Origin of the sequence: Sphingomonas floccifaciens, from assembly GCF_042681125.1 — a bacterium.
Classification (GTDB): domain Bacteria; phylum Pseudomonadota; class Alphaproteobacteria; order Sphingomonadales; family Sphingomonadaceae; genus Sphingomonas; species Sphingomonas floccifaciens.
Window position 1 is genome coordinate 25747 of sequence record NZ_JBHUFC010000003.1, and the last position, 18482, is coordinate 44228.

An 18482-nucleotide genomic window follows, 5' to 3' on the forward strand; every position below is an offset into this window, starting at 1 on the left:
CGGGGATCAGTCTGCAAATGGGCGGCGGCGGCCGTGGCGGATGGAAAGGATCACGACAAACTCGCCATAGACGCGATATCGCAACACATAGGGCGGGACGGACGCCAATTCGCGCGCGCCTCGAATGGATGGACGCCCCCGGTTTGGGAAATGGGCGAGACTTTCCCCAAGCTGTATCAAGCGGAGCCGGATCGACCGCGCGGCGGACGGGTCAAATGTTCGTATATAGTCGCCGATGGCATCGAGATCGTCCACAGCGGCATCCGGCCAGACGACCTTATACATTCTGTTCGGCGAGCCATTCCCTGAACGGTTTTTGACCCGTTTCACCCCACGTCATCAACCATTTGCTGACCACCGAGTGATCGTAATACCGGCCGGCCGCGACATCCGCCAAGGCTCGCGCATCGACGTCTTCGGTGTCTTCGTCGATATGCTTGATACCCGGCGCCGGCGGCAATTCGGCCAGCAAGCGATCGACCGCGTCCTCTCCTTCATCGGAAGTGGGCGGCACGTCGCGGGAAAAGTCGCCGGGTTCGCGGTCCATGACGAATGTATAGGGCGACCGCGCTCGCTTGACCAGTCGCGCTACTGTGTGGATTTCCGCCCAGTTTGCCGCCGGAACCTGCGAACCTTCCGCGTTCCCCTGCGGCAAGCCCGGTTCCCTTATCCGTCTCCCGCCCTTAAAGACGGGCCGGATTCAGGAGAGAGCCCGCATGTCCGACGAAGCCGAAACCAGCGTCCAATATTCCGAGCGTGAGGCTCTGCGCTTCCACTCCGAAGGCCGCCCCGGCAAGATCGAGATCGTCGCGTCCAAGCCGCTGACCACCCAGCGCGACCTGAGTCTGGCCTATTCGCCCGGCGTCGCCGTTCCCGTGCAGGCGATCGCCGACGATCCCGCGACCGCGTACGACTATACCGCCAAGGGCAACCTCGTCGCCGTCATCTCCAACGGCACCGCGATCCTGGGCATGGGCAATCTGGGCGCGCTCGCCTCCAAGCCGGTGATGGAGGGCAAGGCGGTGCTCTTCAAGCGGTTCGCCGACGTCGATGCGATCGACATCGAGCTGAAGACCGAGGACGTCGACCGGATCATCGACGCGGTCGAGCTGATGGAGCCGAGCTTCGGTGGCATCAACCTGGAAGACATCAAGGCGCCGGAATGCTTCATCATCGAGCAGACCCTGCGCGAGCGGATGAACATCCCGGTCTTCCATGACGACCAGCACGGCACCGCGATCATCGTCGCGGCGGGCCTGATCAACGCCTGCCTGCTGACCAATCGTCGGCTAGAGGACATCCGCGTCGTCGTGAACGGCGCCGGCGCTGCCGCCATCGCCTGCACCGAACTGATCAAGGCGATGGGTGTTCGCAACGACCATGTCCTGATGTGCGACCGCACCGGCGTCATCACGCCGGACCGCGACGGTATCAACCAGTGGCAGTCGGCCCACGCGCAGGCGACCGACCGCACGACGCTGACCGAGGCGCTGGTCGGCGCCGACGTGTTCCTGGGGCTGTCGGCAGCCGGCGCGCTGAAGCCCGAGATGGTCAAGGACATGGCTCCGTCGCCGATCATCTTCGCAATGGCCAATCCGGAACCGGAAATCCGCCCCGAACTCGCCAAGGCGGCACGGCCCGACTGCATCATCGCGACCGGCCGGTCGGACTATCCGAACCAAGTCAACAATGTGCTCGGCTTCCCCTTCATCTTCCGCGGCGCGCTGGACGTGCGGGCGACCGGCATCGACGATTCGATGAAGATCGCCGCGGCGCAGGCCATCGCCGAACTGGCGCGCGAGCGGGTGCCGGAGGAAGTCGCCGCGGCGTACGGCGTCCGCCACGTCTTCGGCCCCGAATATATTATCCCTGCCCCCTTCGATCCGCGCCTGATGGAAGTCGTGTCGATGGCGGTGGCCAAGGCGGCGATGGACGCCGGGCTGGCGACCAAGCCGATCGCGGACATGGAGGCCTATCGCCACTCGCTGCGCGCGCGTCTGAACCCGACGACCTCGGTCCTGACGCTCGCCTATGAGGGCGCCCGCGCGAACCCCAAGCGGGTGCTGTTTGCCGAAGGCGAAGAGGAAGTCGTGCTGCGCGCGGCGATCGCGTTCCGTGAGGGCGGTTACGGCACGCCGGTGCTGGTCGGGCGCGACGACGTTCACGATCGCCTGCGTGCGCTGGGCGTCGAGGACCCGAGCGTCTACGAGGTCCACAACAGCCGCCGCTCGCCCATCGTCCCGAAGATGGTCGAGTTCCTCTACGCCCGCCTGCAACGCCGCGGTTACCTGCGCCGCGATGTCGAGCGCATGATCAACCAGGATCGCAACATCTTCGGTGCCGCCCTGCTCCAGATGGGCGAAGCGGATGCGATGATCACCGGCATCACCCGCACCTGGGCGGTGTCGATGCGCGAGGTGAAGCGCGTGATCGATCCCGAACCCGGTCGCACGCCGTTCGGCGTCCATGTCCTGGTCGGGCAGAGCCATACCGTCTTCATCGCCGACACCACGGTCAACGAACGCCCGACCGCCGAACAGCTCGCCGACTTCGCCGAACAGACGGCGGCGGTCGCGCGGCGCATGGGCCACGAACCGCGCGTCGCGTTCCTCAGCTATTCGACCTTCGGCAACCCCAAGGGCGCTTTCCTGGAGAATGTCCGCGATGCGGTCGCCGTGCTCGACGGACGCGACGTCAGCTTCGAATATGAAGGCGAGATGCCGCCAGACGTCGCGCTCAACCCCAAGCAGCTGGCGAACTATCCGTTCGCGCGCCTGTCGGGGCCGGCCAACGTCCTGATCATGCCCGGCCTCCAGTCCGCGCATATCTCGGCAAAGCTGCTGCGAGAGCTGGGTGGCGAGACGGTGATCGGCCCGATGTTGCTCGGCATGGAAAAGCCGGTCCAGATCGCACCGATGACGTCGACCGCGAGTGAACTCGTCACGCTGGCGGTATTGGCTGCGGGCGGAATCGCGCGGTAGAGTATCTCACCCGATCGCGGCAGCGTCGTGATCGGGTTAAGCCTCTTGCCCGGATCGATATCTACATCCGGCGTGCGGCGTCGCGCCTCCATTCGCACGGAAACCTACGAAACAAGCGATCCTGTCGTGCAGTCCGCTCGCTTTGCGGATCGAGATAGCGTCGATCCGCCCGTGTCGAACTCTTTCCCCCAATTAAATTCAGTTACTCGCCGACATACCACCTTTGGGTGATGCAAGCTGGTTTGTTGATGCACATAAGCCCCCCTGCACCGGCGATGTCCGGTGTCGAATCTACAAATGGGGGGAATGACGATGACGTTGAAAGAATTGAGCGGTGGCGCTGCCGTGGCGCTGCTGCTGATGGCCTTTTCCGCGCCGGCTTCGGCGCAGGCCGACTCAGAGGACACGGGACCGGTGGTTTCGGTTGCAGCGACCGCCGGCACGCTGGGCGCCGGGCCGCAAATCGGATTGCGCTTTTCCGATCGCGTCGGGGTCCGTGCCGATGCGGCGTTCCTGAGTGCCAGTGCCGACTTCGATTCGGACGACATCACCTACGGCGGCGATCTGAAGCTGAAGTCGTTCGGCGCGATGGTCGACCTTTATCCCTTCGGCGGCGCTTTCCGCCTGTCGGCCGGTGCGCGCATCAACCAGAATCGCGTCGATGTCCGTGCCACGCCGACCGGCACGGTCGAGGTCGGCGACACCACCTACACCGCGGCGCAGGTCGGCACGTTGACCGGTGGCGCCGACGTGAAGAAGCTCGCCCCCGCCCTGACGCTCGGTTGGGGCGGTAGCAAGCGCAAGGGCTTCTTCTTCACCGCCGAGGGCGGCGTGCTGTTCCAGGGCGCAGCACGCCTTCGCGAATTCCGCGCCTCCGGCACGCTGCAGAACGACGCCAACTTCAAGGCGAGCCTGGAGCGCGAGCGCGTCAGCCTGCAAGACGATATCAGCAAAGTGAAGGTCTATCCGATCGCCCAACTGGGCCTCGGCTGGCGGTTTTAATCTCAGATTCGAATCAACTGAACCAGGCGCCCGAGCGAGCCGTCAGGGTCGCTCGGGCGTTCACTCGCGATGGATGAGCCAGCGCCCGCGCGTTACCGGTCGGCGAAGCCGTCCCCGGGCGCGCGGTGGTTGGCGACGATCGCGCTGACCACACCCTGCATCAGCAGCTGGCGATCCTGGATCTGACGGCGCGTGTCGCCGATCATCACCGCCACGGCATAGGTCCGGCCGTCCGGCGCAACCAGCAGGCCGACGTCGTTATATCCGGCGGTCCGCCCGAGCAGATCCTGGCCGGTGCCCGTCTTGTGCCCGAAGGTCCAGCCCGGCGGCACCGCGCCGCGCATGCGATATTTGCCGGTCTTCGAGCTTTCCATCGTGCGGATCAAATAATCAGTCGACTGCGGGCTGAGCAGAAGGCCCTTCTTGAGCCGGGCGAGCGCATTGGCGATCGCCGCCGGGGCGGCGCCGTCGATCGGATTGGCGACGTAATTCTGGTAGGCCGCCTGGCGGACGCTGGCGGGAAGGCGGGCGCGCGCCGCTTCGAACGCGCGGCCCATCGCCATGTCCTGCCGCCACGTCAGCCCCGCGGTCCCGGCCTGGAGCAATCGCTCGCCCGGACCGAAGCGGATGTTGCCCAGCCCCTTGCGGGTGATGAAAGACCGCACCGCCGCCGGCCCGCCGACCGTGCGCAGCAGGCTGTCGTTCGCGGTATTGTCGCTCTGCGTCATCGCGCGCTTCAACAGGTCGCGGACGTTGGTGACATAGGCACCGTCCTTTGCGACCAGTGTCGCGACCGGCTGATGGAACAGCGTCAGATCCTCGCGACGGATCGTCACCGGCGTATCGAGCGTCAGCCGGCCCGCATCGATCTGATCGAGCACGGTCATCGCCACCCACAGCTTCGACACGCTCTGTTGCGGCATGCGGCGGTCGGCGTCGACGCTGTCGATCGCCCAGCCATCCTCGACGCTGCGCACCGCGATGCCGGCGAGGCCGTCGAAGTTGTTGCGCAACGTCTCGATCGCGCGGGTCAGCCCGACCGGTGCCGGCGTCCGCGGCCGCGCGTCGGGGACCGGCAGGAAGCTCTGGTATGACGGCGGCGGAAGGTCGGCCGGAACCGGCTCCCCATGAATGCCGGCCCCGATCAGCGCGACCGGCGCCAGGCCGATCAGCGTGATCGCACGTTCGATACGGGTGAAACTGCCCAGGAAAGTCACGATCTTCGCTATGCCCTCGCCCCAATTCCTATCCAGATGCCCGATCGACGCCGCGGAACAAGCATATCCGCCCCCTCGTGCGACGAACCGACTCATCGTAGCGACAAATAGGTGAACCGCTACGGAACGAGTATCGTATCCTCCGCAATCTCAGCGGTTTCCGGATAGTCGAGCGTATAGTGCAAACCGCGTGATTCGTGGCGTTGCAGTGCCGATCGGACGATCAGATCGGCAGCCTGAAGCAGATTGCGCAGTTCGATCAGATCGGGCGTCACGCGGAAGTGGCCGTAATAGTCGGCGACTTCGCCCATCAGCATCGCGATCCGGTGCTGTGCGCGCTCCAGCCGTTTCGTCGTCCGCACGATGCCAACGTAGTTCCACATGAAGCGGCGGATCTCGGTCCAGTTCTGCTTGATGACGACCTCTTCGTCCGAATCGGTCACGCGGCTCTCGTCCCATGCGCGGACCGACGGCGGGGCGTGCAGATCGTCCCAGCCGTCCGCGATGCTCTTCGCCGCCGCCTCGCCGAACACGAAGCATTCGAGCAGCGAGTTGGACGCCAGGCGATTGGCGCCGTGCAGCCCGGACTGGGTACATTCGCCCGCGGCCCATAGGTGCGGCAGGTCGGTGCGCCCGGCGCGGTCGATGACGATCCCGCCGCAGGTATAATGCTGTGCCGGCACGACCGGGATCGGTTGCTTGGTCATGTCGATGCCCAGGCCGATCAGCTTGTCGTAGATGTTCGGGAAATGCGCCTTCACGAATTCGGGCGGCTGATGGCTGATGTCGAGGTGGACGTAATCCAGGCCGTCGCGCTTGATCTCGGCATCGATCGCGCGTGCCACCACGTCGCGCGGCGCCAGTTCCATGCGCTCGGGGTCGTAATCGGCCATGAACCGCTTGCCGGTGGTCGGATTGATCAGCCGGCCGCCCTCGCCGCGCACGGCCTCGGTGATCAGGAAGTTCTTGACCTCCAGATTATAGAGGCACGTCGGGTGGAATTGCATGAATTCCATGTTCGAGATGCGTGCCCCCGCCCGCCACGCCATCGCGATGCCGTCGCCGGTCGCGCCGCGCGGCGCGGTCGAGAATTGGTAGGTCCGTCCCGCTCCGCCGGTCGCCAGGATCGTGGCGCGCGCCGTGTAGGTCTCGACGCTGCCCGTCCGCCGGTTGAAGGCATAGACGCCCCAAACGTTGCCCGCGCCCGAATAGCGATCCTCGTGTCGGCTGGTTGCCAGGTCGATCGCGACCATGTCGGGCACCATCGCGATGTTGGGATGCGCCTGCGCCGCCTTGAGCAGCGCCTCCTGCACCGCCCAGCCGGTCGCGTCGGCGACATGAACGATGCGACGATGCGAATGCCCGCCCTCCCGCGTCAGGTGCAGCGCATCGCCCTCCGTTGCGAAGGGCACGCCCAGCGCCTGCAACCGCGCGATAGCCGCCGGAGCCTCCTCCACCACGAATTCGACAATGTCGCGATCGTTCAGGCCGGCGCCCGCGACCATCGTGTCCTCGACATGGTTGTCGAACGTGTCGCCTGGCTCCAGCACGGCGGCGATCCCGCCCTGTGCCCAGGCAGTCGAACCTTCGTCGAAGCCCCCTTTTGCCAGCACCGTCACGCGGAACCGGTCGGCCAGGTTCAGCGCCGCGGTCAGCCCGGCGGCGCCGGAGCCGATGATGAGGACGTCGGCGGTTCGAGGATCGGTCATGGCGATATCCTGTGGCACAGGTGCGTCGCCGCAGGACAGCGGTTTGTGCATGGCGGACACATCGGTTGCGTCGCGATCGTCCGCCGGTGCAGGATGAAGCCATGATGCGTATCCTGATCAGCGCTGTCCTCTTCGCCCTTGCCCCCGCCGCCCATGCCGCGACCTGTTCGATCGGTCCCGCCGGCACGACCCAGCGCGTCGCGATCGGCGATACCGGGCGGGCGATGACCGTGCATCTGCCGACCGGCTTCGATCCGTCACGGCCGGCACCGCTCGTCATGCTGCTCCACGGCAGCGGCGGCACAGGCGCGACGATGTTGCGGGATTCGAAGCTGGCGGAGGCGGCGGATCGCCACGGCTTCGTCGTCGCCGCGCCCGATGCATGGATCGCGCATGACCAGGGGTTCGTCTGGAACATTCCCGGCGTGCCGACCGTCGCAGGACGCATTCCCGGCCCCGGCGATCCGGACGACGTCGCCTATCTGACCGCCGCGATCGACTGGTTCGTAGCGCAGGGCTGTGCGGACCGCTCCCGCGTTTATGCTACCGGCCTGTCGGGAGGCGGCCGCATGACGTCATGGCTGGGCTGTGTGGCCGCGCCGCGCTTTGCCGCGATCGCGCCGGTCGTCGGCCTGCGCGCCGGCAATCCGCGCAAGGACGATCCGACCCGCCCCGATCCGAAGACGTGCCGCCCAAAGGCAGCGATGCCCGTCATCGCCTTTGCCGGTGACGCCGACCGCACCAACCCCATCCAGGGCGGCGGCGCGGGCTATTGGCAATATACGATGCACGCTGCGGAGGCCCGCTGGGCACAGCTCAACGGCTGTACCGCGGCACCGGTCACGCGCTGGGTGACGACGGGCGTGTATGAGGAACTCTACTCGGGCTGCCGGAGCGAAGCCGACGTATCGGGCCGGATCACGGTCGGCGGCGGGCACAGCTGGGTCGCGGACAACGACGCGATGTGGGCGTTCTTCGCGCGTCACCGGCGGTAACCGCCAACTTCCGTTCGTGCTGAGCGTGTCGAAGCACCGTTCTTCGTGCCGCAAACCATCAGCGGGCGTATCGCAGTACGGTGCTTCGACGCGCTCAGCACGAACGGGGCGGGTTTAACCCGCCGAGCGCGTCAAACTCAGGAACACATCCTCCAGGTCCGGCTCCTTGGTCGACACATCGACGATGCCGTAGCCATCGGCCTGCACCGCCGCGAGCACTTCGCCCGCGTTCGCCACATCCTTGCGATAGGTGATCGTCAGCAGCCGTCCGGCCGTCTCGACCTTTTCGAAGCAACGCGCCGCCGGGACTGTGGCGATGTCGCGGTCGACGGTCACTTCGACCACCTTCTCCTGCGCGCGCCCGAGCAGAGTGCGGGTCGGTTCGTTGGCGACGAGGCGGCCGTGGTTGATGATCGCGATGCGATCGCACAGCTCCTCGGCCTCCTCCAGATAGTGGGTCGTCAGCACCACCGTCGTCCCCGCGGCGTTGAGCGTGCGGACATAGGCCCACAGCTGCTGCCGCAACTCGATGTCGACGCCTGCGGTCGGCTCGTCGAGCACCAGCACCGGCGGATTGTGGACCAGCGCCTTGGCGACCATCAGCCGCCGCTTCATGCCGCCGGACAGCGTGCGCGCATAAGCCTTGGCCTTGTCCTCCAGATGCACCGCGCGCAGCAATTCCATCGACCGACGCTTCGCCTTGGGCACGCCGTACAGCCCGGCCTGGATCTCCAGCGTCTCGACCGGGGTGAAGAAGGGGTCGAACAGGATTTCCTGATTGACGATCCCGATCGACGCCTTGGCATTGCGCGGGTGGGCGTCGATGTCGAAGCCCCAGATGCTGGCCGCCCCGCTGGTCTTGTTCACCAGGCCCGCCAGGATGTTGATGAGCGTCGACTTCCCCGCGCCGTTCGGCCCCAGCAGCCCGAAGATCTGCCCCCGGGGCACATCGAACGACACCCCGTCCAGCGCCCGCTTCGGCGCGGCCGCCCCGGCGGCGGCGTAGGTCTTGCACAGGTCGCGGATCGAGATGGCGGCTTCGGTCATGCCGTCCCCCTAACGCCTTCACATGGCCGATTGAAGGGCGCCCGCGCGATTGCTATCGGCGGTTGCATGATCGCCCCGCCCGAAATCACCCGCGTCACCTCCGCCCGCGTCGCCTGCGATGGCGCGCACGACGGCCTGCCGGCCGCGCTCGGCCACCCTCGGGTGTGGTTGCAGATCGACGAGCATGGCTATGTCGACTGCGGCTATTGCGACCGCCGCTTCGTGCTGATCGGCGGCCCGGCCGACGGTGTCGACCAGGCGACGCTGCCGGACATTTCGGAAGGCGCGAGCAACTGACGGCGGCGGCGGGGGCTTCGCGATGTGTAACGAAGCCTATCGCCGCACCCAGATCGGCGAGATCGCCCGCGACTGGAGTGAAACCCGCATTCCGCTCGTTTTCCCCGAAGGCCTACCGAACGTCGGCGAACAGCCCTCGATCCGCATCACCGACCGCGCACCGATCATCCGCGCCGACAGGGACGGCACGCCCGAACTGGTCATGCGCCGCTGGAGCTGGCTGGCGCAGGGCGGTCGGCCGGTATACAACTTCCGATCCGACGGACGACAGATCGACAGCGGACGCTGCCTGATCCCGGTCGACGGCTTTTTCGAATTCACCGATCCGCCAAAAGATTCGACGGTGAAAGGCCGCCGGCCGAAGTCCAAATGGGCGTTCACGTTGAACGACCATTCGTGGTTCTGCATCGCAGGTATCTGGCAAACTCATGCCGAGGTCGGCGAAGCCTGGTCGATGCTGACCTGCCCGCCCGGCCCCGACATAGCCCCCTATCATGATCGGCAGGTGGTGGTGTTGGGTCGAGAGGACTGGGCACAGTGGCTCGATCGCTTAATACCCAGCGCCGAGCTTTGCCGTCCGCTGGCGCGCGGAAGCCTCTCCGTCGAACAGATACGGTGACTCTCGCCGGGGGCTCCCTATATTCCCTGACATGAACGCGCCCACCGACCCCCGCCAGTTCCTGTATCGCTCCGGTCTTGACCCCGACGCCGCGCAAGCCCTGACGGCCGATGCACTGGCCCGCGCCGACGATGGCGAGCTTTACCTGCAATATCGCAAGTCCGAGGCCTTCGGCTTCGACGACGGCCGGTTAAAGACCGCCAGCTACGATACCCACGCTGGCTTCGGCCTGCGCGCGGTATCGGGGGAAACGACCGCCTTCGCCCATGCCAACGAGCTGTCGGCGGACGCGATCCGGCGGGCGGCGCAGACGATGGCGTTGATCGATCCCGCGGTCGGCCCTCGCCCCGCGCCACCGGCCAGGACCAACCGCCACCTCTATACCGATGCCGACCCGCTCGATCTGGTGCCCTTCGCCGACAAGGTGAACCTGTGCCAGACGGTCGACGCCGCCGCCCGCGCCCGCGATCCGCGGGTGGTGCAGGTGTCGGTGTCGCTGCTCGGGTCGTGGAGCGTGGTCGAGATCGTCCGTGCCGACGGCTTCGTTGCAACTGACGTGCGCCCGCTGGTGCGCCTGAACGTGACGATCGTGGTCGAGGCGAACGGCCGGCGTGAGACGGGCAGCTTCGGCACCGGCGGGCGGACGACCTATGACCGGCTGCTCGAACCCGCGACCTGGAACCGCGCGGTCGACGAGGCGCTGGCGCAGGCGCTGGTCAACCTCGACGCGGTCGCCGCGCCGGCCGGCGAGTTCACCGTACTGCTCGGCCCCGGCTGGCCGGGCGTGCTGCTGCACGAGGCGATCGGCCACGGGCTGGAGGGCGATTTCAATCGCAAGGGCACCTCGGCTTTTTCCGGCCGGATCGGCGAGCGGGTGGCCGCGCCGGGCGTCACCGTTGTCGACGACGGATCTATCAACGACCGCCGCGGCTCGCTCAGCATCGATGACGAAGGCACGCCGACGCAGGAGAATATCCTGATCGAGGACGGTATCCTCAAGGGCTATATCCACGATCGTCTCAACGCGCGGCTGATGGGCGTCGCCCCGACCGGCAACGGCCGGCGCGAGAGCTTCGCGCATGCGCCGATGCCGCGGATGACCAACACGTTCATGCGCGGCGGTGAGGACGATCCGGCCGAACTGCTGAGCCGCGTGAAGACCGGAATCTTCGCCAAGTCCTTCGGCGGCGGTCAGGTCGACATCGTGTCCGGCAAGTTCGTGTTCAGCTGTACCGAGGCCTATCGCATCGAGAACGGCCGCCTGGGCGCCCCGATCAAGGGCGCGACGCTGATCGGCGATGGCCCGTCGGTGCTGACCCGCGTGCGCGGCATCGGCAATGACATGGCGCTCGACGAAGGCGTCGGCATGTGTGGCAAGGGCGGGCAGAGCGTGCCGGCCGGCGTCGGTCAGCCAACCCTGCTGGTGGATGGACTGACGGTCGGCGGGACGGGGTGAGCGGTCAGGCGGTGCCGGTCAGCACGTCGATGGCATCGATGATGCGTAAGCGATCGGCTGCTAGCGAACCGACCAGGGAGCGAAGCTCGCGCGCCTGAACCGCCGTAGCGAACTGCGTAACCATGACGACGTCCTCGCCACCGATGGTAAACCGCGGATGCAGCCGCGTCATCATCACCATTCCGGGATGATATTCGATCAGCGGCACGACGAAACGTGTGTCATAGGAATCGAGATGGTCGGACTGGCAATCGACGACAAGGCTGCCGTCCGACAATCGGAAAACATCAAATTGCGCCATCAGAAAAGACGATATTTTACGAGCGGCAGGCCGTTGTCCTCGACCCATTTGTTCCAATAGGCGAAGGCCGCCCGATTCTCTTCCTTCCATCGCCGAGCCTGCTCAGCCTCGGTCGCGGTGCGTATCGCGGCTTCGCAAACTTGGGACAGATTGATCTCGGCCTCGCGCGCAGCTGATACGATGCCGGAGTCGATCGACAGATTGACCGCCTTGCGCTTGCCCGACCGGATGCTTTCATGCTTCATGCGCACAGATTATGCGCAAGCGGAGTGCCGATCAATGGCCGAGTTCTTCCCCGCCCTGACCGACATCCATGTCGATTTCATCACGCGCCAGCCCGTCTTCTTCGTCGCGACCGCGGCGGAGGGGACGCGGGTGAACCTGAGCCCCAAGGGCTATGACGCGTTCCGGGTAATCGATGCGGGGACGGTCGCCTATCTGGACCTGGGCGGATCGGGGAACGAGACCCAGGCGCATCTGATCGCCGATGGGCGGATCACGGTCATGTTCTGCGCCTTCGACAATCCCGCGCTGATCCTGCGCATCTACGGTCGCGGTGTCGCGGTGCTGCCGCAGGACGAGGGCTTCGCCGACCTCGCGGAGCGCTTCCCGAAGCTGGCGGGTGTGCGACAGGTGTTCGTCATTCGCGTCGAAAGCGTGCAGACGAGTTGCGGCTGGGGCGTCCCTAAAATGACGCTGGAAACCGAACGCCAGACGCTAGTGAAATTCCATGCGCAACAGGACCCGGTCGAGCGGATGGCGAAGATTCGCACGCGCGACCGCAGTATCGACGGACTGCCGGTGCGCGTCCAGGCCTTCATCCCGCCGGCCGGCTGATGGCGCTCGTCGAACTCGTTCGCGTCGACCGCAACCTGGCGAACATCATCGTCGGGCGGCTGGAGAGCGAAGGCATTCCGGCGCTGGCATTCGACGGCGGATCGAGCATCGCTGACGGCAGCTGGCTGCTGATCCCGGTGCGGGTCATGGTCGATTCTGACGATCTCGAAGCAGCCCGCCGCTTCGTCGATCCTGCCTGATTTTTAAGCAGCCCTTTTCGCACCTGCACAAAAATTAACGAGGCGTAACGATCGTCGCGCGAGGCGATATCGTTGATTTTGCTAACATATCCACTTTGGCATAGCGCTTGCGAAGCTTCCCGTCGAAACTGCGAAGGGGGCGCGCATGAAGCTGATCATCGCCATCATCAAACCGTTCAAGCTCGACGAGGTGCGCGAGGCGCTGACCGAAATCGGCGTGGCGGGGATGACCGTGACCGAGGTGAAGGGGTTCGGCCGACAGAAGGGCCAGACCGAAATCTACCGCGGTGCGGAATACAGCACCAACATGGTGCCCAAGATCAAGATCGAGGTCGTCTGCGCCTCCGACGTCGCAGCCAATGCGGTCGAGGCGATCCAGGCCGCGGCCAACACCGGCGCGATCGGCGACGGCAAGATCTTCGTGCTCGACGTCGGATCCGCGGTGCGCATCCGCACCGGCGAAACCGACCAGACCGCGCTGTGAGGGGGGACATGATGAAGCATTGGATCAAGGGCGCGGGGACCGGCCTCGCGATGTTTGCGGCACTGCCCGCCTGGGCCCAGGAGGCGGCGGCCACCCCGCCTGCGCCGTTCGTGCCGACCGCGGAAATGGTCAACAAGGGCGACGTCGCCTGGATGCTCATTTCGTCGGCACTGGTGCTGATGATGTCGGTGCCGGCGCTCGCGCTATTCTACGGCGGTCTCGTCCGCACCAAGAACATGCTGTCGGTGCTGATGCAGGTGCTGACCATCGTCTGCGTCGCCGCACTCGTCTGGTTCGGCTGGGGCTATTCGATGGCCTTCACCTCGACCGGCACACCCTTCCCGAAGCTGTTCGGCGGGCTCGACAAGGCGTTCCTGGCGGGCGTCAGCCCGGCGACCTTCGCCGCGACCTTCTCCAACGGCGTCTATCTGCCCGAATATGTGTTCGTCATCTTCCAGATGACCTTCGCCTGCATCACGCCGGCGTTGATCGTCGGCGCCTTTGCCGAGCGCGTGAAGTTCACCCCGCTGGTGATCTTCACGGTCGCATGGCTGACGCTCGCCTATTTCCCGATCGCGCACATGGTCTGGTATTGGGCTGGCCCAGACTTCCTTCATGCGGCGCCGAACGATAGCGGCCTGCTGTGGGGCTGGGGTGCACTGGACTTTGCCGGCGGCACCGTGGTGCACATCAACGCGGGCATCGCCGGCCTGATCGGCTGCATCGTGATCGGCCCGCGTATCGGTTTCAAGAGCGAGCCGATGCCGCCGCACAGCCTGGTGATGACGATGATCGGCGCCTCGCTGCTGTGGGTGGGCTGGTTCGGCTTCAACGCCGGTTCGGGTCTGGAAGCCAATGCGTTCGGCGCGCTGGCCTTCATCAACACGCTGACCGCCACCGCCGCCGCCGGCGTCGCCTGGGCCGTCATCGAACAGATCGTCCATAAGAAGCCGTCGCTGCTGGGCGCGGCCTCTGGTGTCGTCGCCGGCCTCGTCGCGATCACTCCGGCCGCGGGCTTCGCCCATCCGGGCACCGCGATCCTGCTGGGCGCCGTCGCCTCGATCGTCTGCTTCCTGTTCGTCACCAAGGTGAAGAGCGCGCTGGGCTATGACGACTCGCTCGACGTATTCGGCATCCACTGCGTGGGCGGCATCATCGGCGCGATCGGCACCGGCATCGTCGCCGACCCGGCGCTGGGTGGCCAGGGCTGGATCGACTACACCGCTCCGGTCGCCAAGGCAGGCGCCTACGACATGGCGGGTCAGGTCGTCACCCAGCTGTGGGCCGTGGGCACCACCGTGGTCTGGACCGGCGTCGTGTCGACCGTCCTGTTCCTCGCGCTCAAGTACACCATCGGCCTGCGTCCGTCGGCTGACGTCGAGAAGGAAGGCCTCGACATCAACGAACACGGCGAGCGCGCCTACAACTATTAAACCAGGTTCCTCCTGCGGACGACTGGGCCGGTGGCGCAAGCTACCGGCCCTTTTTTTCGGTCATTGATAGCCGCGATCTTCCTCTCGCTCGTGCGCGGCCTCTTCCTGCACGGCTTCCATCTCGCTTTCGTCCTGTTCGGGCTTCGGCGTGTCGGTCTGTTCGGGATCGTCGATCATCGCATCGTCTCCTTGGGGAAGACGACAACGCGGCGGAGGTCAGCGAAGGTCCGCGGCGATGAAGGCGGCGCAGCGTTCGCCGATCATGATCGTCGGCGCATTGGTGTTGCCGCCGATGAGGCGCGGCATGATCGAGGCGTCGGCGATCCACAGCCGCTCGACTCCGCGGACGGACAGGCGCGGCGTACAGACAGCGGCCTCGTCCGATCCCATCCGAGCCGTGCCGACCGGGTGATACACCGTGTCCGCCCGCGCACGGATCAGCTGTTCCAGCGCTGTCATGTCGTCGAGGTCGACCGGATTGCGGTCGCGCCCGCCGAGCGCCCGCATCGCCGGTGCGTCGAGAATCCGGTACATCGACCGCACGCCGCGGGCGAGCGTCGCCAGGTCGGCGGGTTCGCTCAGAAAGGCGGGATCGATCACGGGCGGCGTCCGCACATCGCCACCCGCCAGTCGCACGGTCCCGCGGCTCTCTGGTCGCAGCACGCAGACGTGGCAGCTGTAGCCATGGCCTTTGAGCTTCACGCGACCATGGTCCTCAACCATCGATACGACGAAGTGGAATTGAACGTCCGGCACGCACAGGCCGGGCAAGGTCGCGACGAAACCGCCGGCTTCGGCGAAGGGCGTGGTCATCGGGCCTGTCCGGTTGCGGAACCAGCGTGCCATGCCGCTCAGCCCGGCCAGCGATCCCTTCAGCGAGCGGCCGAGCAGCCCCGGCGCATCGCAGTCGAAGGTCGCGACATAGTCAATATGGTCCTGTAGGTCGGCCCCGACCGCAGGCCGGTCGATGCCGACCGCGATGCCATGATCGCGCAGATGCGCAGCCGGCCCGATACCTGATAGCATCAACAGTTGCGGCGTCGCGAATGCGCCGCCCGCCAGCACGACCCCGCCCGGCGCACGGATCACCTGACGCCGCCCGTCGCGTATACAGGCGACACCGCACGCGCGGCCGTCCTCGAACAGGATGCGCTCCGCCGTCGTACCGGTCAGCACCGCCAGATTAGGCCGCGGCGTCAAATAGGCGCGCGCACTCGTCCAGCGTTCCCCCTGCCGTTGCGTGACCTGATAGAGGCCGACGCCATTCTGTGTCGCGCCGTTGAAGTCCGGGTTGAGCGGGATTTGCAGGCTTGCCGCCGCGTCTAGGAAGGCGCGGGACGCGGCCACGACATGGCGCTGGTCGCTGACCCACAGAGGCCCGTCAGCGCCGTGCCACGCATCCGCACCGCGGGTGTTCGATTCGGCCCGCCGGAACCACGGCAGCACATCGGCATAGGACCAGCCGTCGCACCCGAGCGCCGCCCAATCGTCATAGTCGTGAGGGTGGCCCCGGACATAGAGCATCGCGTTGATCGCGCTCGACCCGCCGAGCCCCCGCCCGCGCGGCTGATACCCGCAGCGGCCGTTCAGACCCGGCTGGGGTAACGTCTGGTAGCTCCAGTTCGTGGCCGGCGTCTGGAACGGCATCGCACCCGGCATGCGCGTGCGCCAGCCGCTGTTGTCGCCGCCCGGCTCGATCACCGCGACGGTACGTCCGGGGTCCTCAGCCAGGCGACCGGCAACGGCGGCGCCGCCTGACCCGCCCCCGATGACGACGATGTCCGCCGATTCGATCATGCCGGCTTGCCCGATCGATACATCGGAGCGGGGGAAGGAGTCAGTCGCCGCTCACCGCCCAGCGGAGACGCGCCAGATGACGTTGCCGACGTCGTCCGCCACCAGCAGCGCGCCGGTCGCATCGGTAATGACCCCCACCGGCCGACCCTTCGCGCGCCCTTCGCCGTCGAGGAAGCCGGTCAGCACGTCGACCGGCTTTGCCCGCGGATCGGGAAAGGCGTTGGCGCCGAAGGGGACGTAGAGCACCTTGTACCCCGCCTTGGGCTCGCGATTCCACGATCCGTGCTGGCCGATAAAGGCTCCGTTGCCGAACTGCGCGCCCAGCTTCGCGTCGCTCGCGAACGCCAGCCCGAGCGAGGCGGTGTGCGGCCCCAGCGCATAGTCGGGACGCTTCGAATATTCCTGAAGCGCCGGATTGCGCGGCTCGACGCGGGTGTCGGGATAGCCGCCCCAATAATACCAAGGCCAGCCGAAGTTATCGCCGAGATCGACCGCCGCCATATAGTCGGGCGGCACGTCGGAGCCGAGCATGTCGCGTTCGTTGACGACCGTCCACAGCCGCTGCGAGCGCGGTTCGATCGCCATGCCGACCGGGTTGCGCAGACCCGCGGCATAGAGGCGCTTGTACTTCGCATCCGGGAACACCTGGAGGATGCCCGCGCGGTTCTTCTCCACGTCCATCCCGTTCTCGCCGATGTTCGACGCCGAACCGACCGACACGTACAGCGTCTTGCCATCGGGCGCCGCGACCAGCCCGCGGGTCCAGTGGTTGCCGCCGCCGGGATAGGTGGTGATGACTTCCGGCTTGGCACTGATCTTCGTCGCGCCGGGAGTGTAGCGCACCCGCACCAGCGCATCAGTGTTGGCGACGTAGAGCCAGTCGCCGACCAGCGCCATACCGAACGGCGAATTGAGCCCGGTCATGAACGCGCTCTTCGTTTCCGCCACGCCGTCGCCGTTCGCGTCGCGCAACAGGGTGATGCGATTGGCCGAGGGCGTGTCGGCCCCGGCGCGGCCCATCAGCAGCTTCATCACCCAGCCGGTGATCCCGCCGCCTTCACGCGGCGGCGAATTGCTTTCGGCGACCAGCACGTCGCCGTTGGGCAGCCGGTACATCCAGCGCGGATGGTCGAGCCCGGACGCGAACGCCGCGACCTGCAGCCCCGCGCCCGGCGTCGGCTTGCCGCCGTTCCAGCCGACGACTTCGGCGATGCCGATCGTCGGGAACCATTGTTTGCGCGGATCTGTGATGTTGGGCCGCACGCCCATCACCGCCTCGACCGGCAGCCGCGCGACGTCGGGGCGGCTGAGATAGTAAAAGGCGCCGGCCCCGAGCGCGAGGAAGATGGCGACCACGATGAGGATGTGTTTGCGCATATCGGCAGAGTTAGGGCGCGCAGCGGTCCGGTGCAATCGTCCTGCCGAGGCGGCGGCGCACCGGCAAAAGTTGCGATACCGCGGTCAATCGGTCAGCCTTCGTCACTTTTGTCACCTTTGCCACTTTTGGGCGATGTGGTGCGCGCCGCGCCGGTGACCGAGTCATCCAGACGGCTGCACTCACCCCCCGTTCGCCCTGAGCGAAGTCGAAGGGCAGCCCTCCGCTACGTGCTTCGACTGCGCTCAGCACGAACGGTTGGTGAAGAGTGCCGGAGGACGAGTTAGCTTACGAGGTCAAGGAGCGACGGCCGCGTGGCCGATCGGGATCGGAGCAAATCGATTCCAACATTGCAACCGGAGCAGGAACGGAAGAGCCAAAGATAGTCGGCTTCGCCAACGCCCTCTCTTCTCTGGACAAGGGAGGGGATGGGGTGAGTCGGCCAGCCGAAGAGCTTGCCCCGCCCCATACAGACCCACCCCCGACCCCTCCCTTATCCAGGGAGGGGAGTTAAGAGCGACGTCCTTGGAGCGTGTTTAGGCTGCGTGAAGGCATCGTGATTGCCCTGTCGTGTTCGTCCGGCGAGGAGCGCGTCGCAGCAGGTAGCGGCGCTACCTGCGAGGCTCGCGACGCTGACCGGCGGGCGCGACAGGGCAACCGCCTTGCGGCGGGCCGATTTTGGCCCAGGGCGGCGTCGCTCGTCGGTCACGATGCATTAGCATCGCTCCACTC

General features: G+C 66.3%; 19 protein-coding genes. 10 read left to right on the plus strand and 9 right to left on the minus strand.

Annotated features, from left to right (window positions below):
- Positions 1–6: 6 nt before the first annotated feature.
- On the minus strand, positions 7–285 hold the full coding sequence (locus ACFSC3_RS07055) for a type II toxin-antitoxin system RelE/ParE family toxin (RefSeq protein WP_380939713.1): 279 nt from the start codon (positions 283–285) through the stop codon (positions 7–9).
- Entirely contained in the window at positions 278–547 is a 270-nt protein-coding gene (locus ACFSC3_RS07060) for a hypothetical protein (RefSeq protein ID WP_380939714.1), read from the minus strand. The genes ACFSC3_RS07055 and ACFSC3_RS07060 overlap by 8 nt, the downstream gene beginning before the upstream one ends.
- 169 nt (positions 548–716) lie before the next feature.
- On the opposite strand from ACFSC3_RS07060, the gene ACFSC3_RS07065 reads away from it, so the two are divergent.
- Both ACFSC3_RS07065 and ACFSC3_RS07070 read left to right on the plus strand, forming a co-directional pair.
- Positions 717–2981: an NADP-dependent malic enzyme gene (locus tag ACFSC3_RS07065; protein WP_380939715.1), complete on the plus strand. Its 2265-nt coding sequence runs from the start codon at positions 717–719 to the stop codon at positions 2979–2981.
- 306 nt (positions 2982–3287) lie between these two features.
- Positions 3288–3983: a hypothetical protein gene (locus ACFSC3_RS07070; protein WP_380939716.1), complete on the plus strand. Its 696-nt coding sequence runs from the start codon at positions 3288–3290 to the stop codon at positions 3981–3983.
- Between the two features lie 92 nt (positions 3984–4075).
- Here ACFSC3_RS07070 and ACFSC3_RS07075 read toward each other — a convergent pair whose 3' ends face one another.
- Together ACFSC3_RS07075 and nadB are read right to left on the minus strand one after the other, a co-directional pair.
- The gene (locus ACFSC3_RS07075; RefSeq protein ID WP_380939717.1) at positions 4076–5296 is read right to left on the minus strand and encodes a serine hydrolase; all 1221 of its coding nucleotides are present in this window, start codon (positions 5294–5296) and stop codon (positions 4076–4078) included.
- Between the two features lie 23 nt (positions 5297–5319).
- Entirely contained in the window at positions 5320–6909 is a 1590-nt protein-coding gene (gene nadB, locus ACFSC3_RS07080; protein WP_380939718.1) for an L-aspartate oxidase, read from the minus strand.
- 101 nt (positions 6910–7010) lie between these two features.
- On the opposite strand from nadB, the gene ACFSC3_RS07085 reads away from it, so the two are divergent.
- Entirely contained in the window at positions 7011–7904 is an 894-nt protein-coding gene (locus tag ACFSC3_RS07085; RefSeq protein ID WP_380939719.1) for a CE1 family esterase, read from the plus strand.
- Between the two features lie 114 nt (positions 7905–8018).
- Here ACFSC3_RS07085 and ACFSC3_RS07090 read toward each other — a convergent pair whose 3' ends face one another.
- Entirely contained in the window at positions 8019–8951 is a 933-nt protein-coding gene (locus ACFSC3_RS07090; RefSeq protein ID WP_380939720.1) for an ABC transporter ATP-binding protein, read from the minus strand.
- A gap of 66 nt (positions 8952–9017) precedes the next feature.
- Between ACFSC3_RS07090 and ACFSC3_RS07095 the strand changes: the two genes are divergently transcribed.
- Genes ACFSC3_RS07095 through tldD form a run of 3 tightly spaced genes read left to right on the plus strand, consistent with a single transcriptional unit; the run spans position 9018 to position 11323 of the window.
- On the plus strand, positions 9018–9248 hold the full coding sequence (locus ACFSC3_RS07095) for a zinc-finger domain-containing protein (protein ID WP_380939721.1): 231 nt from the start codon (positions 9018–9020) through the stop codon (positions 9246–9248).
- A 22-nt stretch (positions 9249–9270) separates the two neighbouring features.
- A complete protein-coding gene (locus ACFSC3_RS07100; protein WP_380939722.1) occupies positions 9271–9867 on the plus strand; it encodes an SOS response-associated peptidase family protein in 597 nt (198 codons plus the stop codon).
- A gap of 31 nt (positions 9868–9898) precedes the next feature.
- Entirely contained in the window at positions 9899–11323 is a 1425-nt protein-coding gene (tldD, locus tag ACFSC3_RS07105) for a metalloprotease TldD (protein WP_380939723.1), read from the plus strand.
- 4 nt (positions 11324–11327) lie between these two features.
- On the opposite strand, the gene ACFSC3_RS07110 is transcribed toward tldD, so the two are convergent.
- Both ACFSC3_RS07110 and ACFSC3_RS07115 read right to left on the minus strand, forming a co-directional pair.
- Positions 11328–11624: a CcdB family protein gene (locus ACFSC3_RS07110; RefSeq protein ID WP_380939724.1), complete on the minus strand. Its 297-nt coding sequence runs from the start codon at positions 11622–11624 to the stop codon at positions 11328–11330.
- Entirely contained in the window at positions 11624–11869 is a 246-nt protein-coding gene (locus ACFSC3_RS07115; protein WP_380939725.1) for a type II toxin-antitoxin system CcdA family antitoxin, read from the minus strand. Before ACFSC3_RS07115 ends, ACFSC3_RS07110 begins: the two co-directional genes overlap by 1 nt.
- Positions 11870–11903: 34 nt before the next feature.
- Here ACFSC3_RS07115 and ACFSC3_RS07120 point away from each other — a divergent pair, with 34 nt between their 5' ends.
- The 4 genes from ACFSC3_RS07120 (at position 11904) to ACFSC3_RS07135 (ending at position 14578) form a co-directional block, all read left to right on the plus strand.
- Complete coding sequence (locus ACFSC3_RS07120; RefSeq protein ID WP_380939726.1) at positions 11904–12461, plus strand: pyridoxamine 5'-phosphate oxidase family protein; 558 nt, start codon at positions 11904–11906, stop codon at positions 12459–12461.
- Entirely contained in the window at positions 12461–12661 is a 201-nt protein-coding gene (locus ACFSC3_RS07125) for a putative signal transducing protein (protein WP_380939727.1), read from the plus strand. Before ACFSC3_RS07120 ends, ACFSC3_RS07125 begins: the two co-directional genes overlap by 1 nt.
- A 145-nt stretch (positions 12662–12806) precedes the next feature.
- On the plus strand, positions 12807–13145 hold the full coding sequence (locus ACFSC3_RS07130; RefSeq protein WP_380939728.1) for a P-II family nitrogen regulator: 339 nt from the start codon (positions 12807–12809) through the stop codon (positions 13143–13145).
- A gap of 11 nt (positions 13146–13156) precedes the next feature.
- Positions 13157–14578 (plus strand): ammonium transporter, encoded by a 1422-nt coding sequence (locus ACFSC3_RS07135; protein WP_380940875.1) that lies wholly within the window; start codon positions 13157–13159, stop codon positions 14576–14578.
- A 216-nt stretch (positions 14579–14794) separates the two neighbouring features.
- Here ACFSC3_RS07135 and ACFSC3_RS07140 read toward each other — a convergent pair whose 3' ends face one another.
- Together ACFSC3_RS07140 and ACFSC3_RS07145 are read right to left on the minus strand one after the other, a co-directional pair.
- The gene (locus ACFSC3_RS07140) at positions 14795–16372 is read right to left on the minus strand and encodes a GMC family oxidoreductase (protein ID WP_380940876.1); all 1578 of its coding nucleotides are present in this window, start codon (positions 16370–16372) and stop codon (positions 14795–14797) included.
- Between the two features lie 54 nt (positions 16373–16426).
- A complete protein-coding gene (locus ACFSC3_RS07145) occupies positions 16427–17752 on the minus strand; it encodes a PQQ-dependent sugar dehydrogenase (protein WP_380939729.1) in 1326 nt (441 codons plus the stop codon).
- Positions 17753–18482 lie beyond the last annotated feature (730 nt).

Coding starts and splice junctions, on each gene's coding strand:
- ACFSC3_RS07055 (WP_380939713.1), bottom strand. CDS start 285: ATGTATAAGGTCGTCTGGCCGGATGCCGCTGTGGACGATCTCGATGCC.
- ACFSC3_RS07060 (WP_380939714.1), bottom strand. CDS start 547: ATGGACCGCGAACCCGGCGACTTTTCCCGCGACGTGCCGCCCACTTCC.
- ACFSC3_RS07065 (WP_380939715.1), top strand. CDS start 717: ATGTCCGACGAAGCCGAAACCAGCGTCCAATATTCCGAGCGTGAGGCT.
- ACFSC3_RS07070 (WP_380939716.1), top strand. CDS start 3,288: ATGACGATGACGTTGAAAGAATTGAGCGGTGGCGCTGCCGTGGCGCTG.
- ACFSC3_RS07075 (WP_380939717.1), bottom strand. CDS start 5,296: ATGAGTCGGTTCGTCGCACGAGGGGGCGGATATGCTTGTTCCGCGGCG.
- nadB (WP_380939718.1), bottom strand. CDS start 6,909: ATGACCGATCCTCGAACCGCCGACGTCCTCATCATCGGCTCCGGCGCC.
- ACFSC3_RS07085 (WP_380939719.1), top strand. CDS start 7,011: ATGATGCGTATCCTGATCAGCGCTGTCCTCTTCGCCCTTGCCCCCGCC.
- ACFSC3_RS07090 (WP_380939720.1), bottom strand. CDS start 8,951: ATGACCGAAGCCGCCATCTCGATCCGCGACCTGTGCAAGACCTACGCC.
- ACFSC3_RS07095 (WP_380939721.1), top strand. CDS start 9,018: ATGATCGCCCCGCCCGAAATCACCCGCGTCACCTCCGCCCGCGTCGCC.
- ACFSC3_RS07100 (WP_380939722.1), top strand. CDS start 9,271: ATGTGTAACGAAGCCTATCGCCGCACCCAGATCGGCGAGATCGCCCGC.
- tldD (WP_380939723.1), top strand. CDS start 9,899: ATGAACGCGCCCACCGACCCCCGCCAGTTCCTGTATCGCTCCGGTCTT.
- ACFSC3_RS07110 (WP_380939724.1), bottom strand. CDS start 11,624: ATGGCGCAATTTGATGTTTTCCGATTGTCGGACGGCAGCCTTGTCGTC.
- ACFSC3_RS07115 (WP_380939725.1), bottom strand. CDS start 11,869: ATGAAGCATGAAAGCATCCGGTCGGGCAAGCGCAAGGCGGTCAATCTG.
- ACFSC3_RS07120 (WP_380939726.1), top strand. CDS start 11,904: ATGGCCGAGTTCTTCCCCGCCCTGACCGACATCCATGTCGATTTCATC.
- ACFSC3_RS07125 (WP_380939727.1), top strand. CDS start 12,461: ATGGCGCTCGTCGAACTCGTTCGCGTCGACCGCAACCTGGCGAACATC.
- ACFSC3_RS07130 (WP_380939728.1), top strand. CDS start 12,807: ATGAAGCTGATCATCGCCATCATCAAACCGTTCAAGCTCGACGAGGTG.
- ACFSC3_RS07135 (WP_380940875.1), top strand. CDS start 13,157: ATGAAGCATTGGATCAAGGGCGCGGGGACCGGCCTCGCGATGTTTGCG.
- ACFSC3_RS07145 (WP_380939729.1), bottom strand. CDS start 17,752: ATGCGCAAACACATCCTCATCGTGGTCGCCATCTTCCTCGCGCTCGGG.